The organism is Mesorhizobium sp. M5C.F.Ca.IN.020.32.2.1, from assembly GCF_004023105.1.
Taxonomy (GTDB): domain Bacteria; phylum Pseudomonadota; class Alphaproteobacteria; order Rhizobiales; family Rhizobiaceae; genus Mesorhizobium; species Mesorhizobium wenxiniae.
The window spans coordinates 1-3624 of record NZ_RZSX01000672.1; the positions used below are offsets into that span (position 1 = coordinate 1).

Sequence of the window (3624 nt, forward strand, 5' to 3'; positions counted from 1 at the left end):
AGGCCGAAGATCGCGGTCGCCAGCGGCAACAGGCCGACGAAAATGATGGAATGGGCCGAGGTGATGTGCTTGAGCGCCAACGCGGTCAGCAGCGGAAAGCCGACCACGACGCCGAGCGCCACAATGGCCAGCGACAACAGATCTCGTCGCTCCGGGCGCTTCTGGCGAAAAATGAGCAGAAGCCCGAGGCCGAGTATGCCTGCCGTGGCAGCACGAGCGACGGTTAAGAAGGCCGGATCGAAATCCATCACCGCTACGCGCGTTGCCGGAAGCGATCCGCTGAAAATCAGAACGCCCACAAATCCGTTGACCCAGCCACCCGCCGTCTTGTCCATCGCATGCTCCTGATGTTCTGCCCTCTATCGGGCCGGACGTATGGCGCTACCAGAGACAATGAGGTACAGTTTGATAAAACTGTCATGGTAGGTTGAGCAGTACGGATGGACGAGCAGGCGACGGCAAGTGAGGGCAGCGTGACGCTTGTCGAAAGTGTCATGTCGACGATCAGGCACAGGATCGCCGCGCGCAGCCTGACACCGGGAACACGACTGCCTTCGATCCGGGCTTTCGCGAGAACCATGCAGGTTTCCAAATCCACCGTGGTCGAAGCCTATGAGCGCCTTGCGGCGGAGGGAATCATCCGCTCGCGTCCAGGTTCGGGTTTTTATGCCGCCGGACCGCTGGCTCCCTTGTCACTGGCCGAGATCGGCCCCAGGCTTGACCGTGCTGTCGATCCGCTCTGGGTTTCGCGCCAGTCGCTGGAAGCCGGCGACGGCGTGCTCAAACCCGGCTGCGGCTGGCTGCCTGCCTCGTGGATGCCGGAGGCTGGATTGCGCCGGGCACTGCGGACAATGGCACGCGGCGATGATGTCACGCTGACGGATTACGGCACCCCGCTCGGGCTGGCGCCGCTGCGTCATCTGCTCGCACGGCGCATGGCAGAGCACGGCATCGAAGCCTCTCCCGACCAGATCATGCTGACGGAATCGGGCACCCAGGCCATCGACCTCCTCTGCCGGTTCCTGCTCGAGCCGGGCGACACGGTGCTGGTGGACGACCCCTGCTATTTCAACTTCCATGCCCTGTTGCGCGCTCACCGGGCCAAGGTGGTCGGCGTTCCCTATACGCCGTCGGGGCCGGATATCGAGCTGTTTGCGCAGGCGCTGCTCGAGCACCGGCCGCGCCTCTACATCACCAATTCTGCGCTTCACAATCCAACGGGTGCAATTCTGTCGCCGGTCGTCGCCCATCGATTGCTCAAGCTCGCCGACCAATCGGATCTGACGATCATCGAAGACGATATCTTTGCCGACTTCGAACACACGCCCGCACCCAGGCTGGCGGCGTTCGACGGCCTTGGTCGCGTCGTCCATATCGGCAGCTTCTCCAAGACGCTTTCGGCGTCGGTGCGCTGCGGCTTCATCGCGGCTCCGCGCGACTGGATGGAAGGGCTGACCGACCTGAAGATCGCCACGTCCTTCGGCGGCGGACGGCTTGCCTCCGAACTGGTGCTGACGCTGCTGAAGGACGGCAGCTATCGCAAGCACGTGGATTTGCTGCGCACGCGGCTTTCACGCGCCATGGCTGAGACAAGCACCCGCCTGAAGGCAATCGGCATCACGCCGTGGATCGACCAGCCGGCCGGCATGTTTTTGTGGTGCAGCCTGCCGGAAGACGTGGATGCAGCTGAAATGGCCCGCCGCGCCTTGTCGGCCAATGTCGTTCTGGCGCCCGGCAATGCGTTCAGCCTGTCCCAAACTGCCAGCCGTTTCCTGCGCTTCAACGTCGCGCAGTCGGCAGACGAGAGAATTTTCAGGACGCTCGAAGTGGCGATGTCGCGTTGATTTTCGCTGTCACGAAAATGCAGCGCTTCGCCCCTCACGCCCCTGCCCGCCTGCGCCGCCGCTCATAGAGCATAACCAGCGTTTCGGCGGTCAGCGCCGGCTTCTGCTCACCTTCGATCTCAACGATGTTGGCGGCCTTCATCAGATATTGGCCGGGGCCTTTGTCCTCCATGGACAAAAGCGTGATGCGCAGCCTGATGCGTGCGCCGGCCCTGACCGGCGCCAGGAACCGTACCTTGTCAAAACCATAGTTGAAGACAGCTTGCGTGTTTTCGGGCACGATGCCCATATCGAGCGCCAGCGCGCCGATGATCGACAGCGTTAGATAGCCATGCGCGATGGTGGCGCGAAACGGGCTCTGCCGCTTCGCCCGCTCTGGATCGACATGGATCCATTGGCGGTCGCCCGTACATTCGGCGAACTGGTCGATGCGGCTCTGGTCGACCGTCGTCCAGTCCGACACGCCAAGCTCCTGCCCTGTCATCGTCCTGAGCTGTTCGTAGGTCGGCGGCGTCCTCAGCCGTGTTTGCGTCATTCCTGCTTTCCCGATCGCTTGCCCTGCCTCCGGACCACGAACCGGCCGCCTCTGTCAATTCGCTCCGCGCCTTCCGCTGCGGTATTCCAGACCGGATCGCGTCGGTGCCGGTGTCCAGCGCCGGAAACAGGTTCATCCGGGCAAGAGGACACTTGTGCGCCCCGCCGGGGCCAAGGACCAACAATACGGCTTTCAGGAGCCGGACATGACGGGAGAAAAATCCGCCTGCTTTGGTGTGGGAACAGCTTACTTCTTATCGTAGCTGCTGCGGATTTCCGCCATCGCCTCCTTGATGCGGTCGCGCAGGATCTCGACCGATTCGGTGCCGGATTTCCTGGTCAGTTCGGCCACCTCGCCGGCATTCTTCAATGCGGTCTCGAAGGATTTCCTGGCGAACGCGGCTTGCTTGGCCATCAACTCCCGAGGATCGCCCGGCGCCCTGTAGCTCTGCGCCATGTCGGCGATCTCGTGCAGTGTGTCCTGCAGCATCTCGCGCTGTCTGGAGAGCAGCGACGACGCTCCGGCGGCACTCGCCCTGGCTGATTTTTCCAGTGCCTCAAGGTTCTTGCGATGATGGTTGAGGATCGCCTCGACATCGACGTTCGGCAGCTTCAGGTCGCGGCCGAACCTGCCGAATATGTCCATGAAGGTGTCGGATTCCCGTCGCTTTGCCATGCTGGTTTCTCCCCTGTTGCTGCGAATGCGGCACCTGAAGAGAACAATAGGGCACTGGAGCTTCGCGGTCCATTCGGAGGCCCAACACATCGCGGCTCAGTCGATGAGGAACAGCCGTTCCGCGGTATGGAGCACGACGCCGGCAATGCCGCCGATGACCATGCCGTTGAAGCGGATATATTGCAGGTCCCTGCCGATGTTCATCTCGATCAGCCTCGTAAGCTGGGCAAGGTCCCAACGCTTGACCTGATCGGCGATGAATTTCGAGACGCCGCTCTTCTGGCTTTCGACGAAAGACGACAGCGCCACGACGAACCCCTGGTTCATGTCGGCCCTGATCTGTGCGTCGCCGGCAAGATGGCGGCCGACCTCGACGAACATGTTGGCGAGATGGGCGCGGATCATCGAATTCGGCGCCTTGGCGTCCTGCTCGATAAACACACTGAGGCTTTCCCACATATCGCCGGCCAGCGCCTTCAGCTCCGGCCGGGCGAGGAAATCGCGCTTCAGTTTCTCGGCGCGCTTGGCGTATTGCTTGGACGTCCTCAGCCGCTCGACGAAGGTCAGGAC

Annotated in this window: 5 protein-coding genes; 1 reads left to right on the plus strand and 4 read right to left on the minus strand. The window is 62.3% G+C overall.

The genetic code is table 11. The annotated features are described in order from the left end of the window. The coding region (locus tag EOA86_RS26710) for an EamA family transporter (RefSeq protein ID WP_164892000.1) at positions 1–335 on the minus strand (335 nt) is incomplete at its 3' end. Between the two features lie 105 nt (positions 336–440). Here EOA86_RS26710 and EOA86_RS26715 point away from each other — a divergent pair. Then, complete coding sequence (locus tag EOA86_RS26715; RefSeq protein WP_128344439.1) at positions 441–1844, plus strand: PLP-dependent aminotransferase family protein; 1404 nt, start codon at positions 441–443, stop codon at positions 1842–1844. A gap of 34 nt (positions 1845–1878) precedes the next feature. Here EOA86_RS26715 and EOA86_RS26720 read toward each other — a convergent pair whose 3' ends face one another. The 3 genes from EOA86_RS26720 to EOA86_RS26730 form a co-directional block, all read right to left on the minus strand. Then, a complete protein-coding gene (locus EOA86_RS26720; RefSeq protein ID WP_095521987.1) occupies positions 1879–2379 on the minus strand; it encodes a MaoC family dehydratase in 501 nt (166 codons plus the stop codon). A gap of 246 nt (positions 2380–2625) precedes the next feature. Further along, positions 2626–3054: a phasin family protein gene (locus tag EOA86_RS26725; RefSeq protein WP_128344440.1), complete on the minus strand. Its 429-nt coding sequence runs from the start codon at positions 3052–3054 to the stop codon at positions 2626–2628. A gap of 96 nt (positions 3055–3150) precedes the next feature. After that, on the minus strand, positions 3151–3624 hold a 474-nt coding region (locus EOA86_RS26730; protein ID WP_128344442.1), incomplete at its 5' end, for a DUF445 family protein.

What these genes read in the sequence shown, in the direction of transcription:
- EOA86_RS26720 (WP_095521987.1), bottom strand. Translation starts at nt 2,379, where the DNA reads ATGACGCAAACACGGCTGAGGACGCCGCCGACCTACGAACAGCTCAGG.
- EOA86_RS26715 (WP_128344439.1), top strand. Translation starts at nt 441, where the DNA reads ATGGACGAGCAGGCGACGGCAAGTGAGGGCAGCGTGACGCTTGTCGAA.
- EOA86_RS26725 (WP_128344440.1), bottom strand. Translation starts at nt 3,054, where the DNA reads ATGGCAAAGCGACGGGAATCCGACACCTTCATGGACATATTCGGCAGG.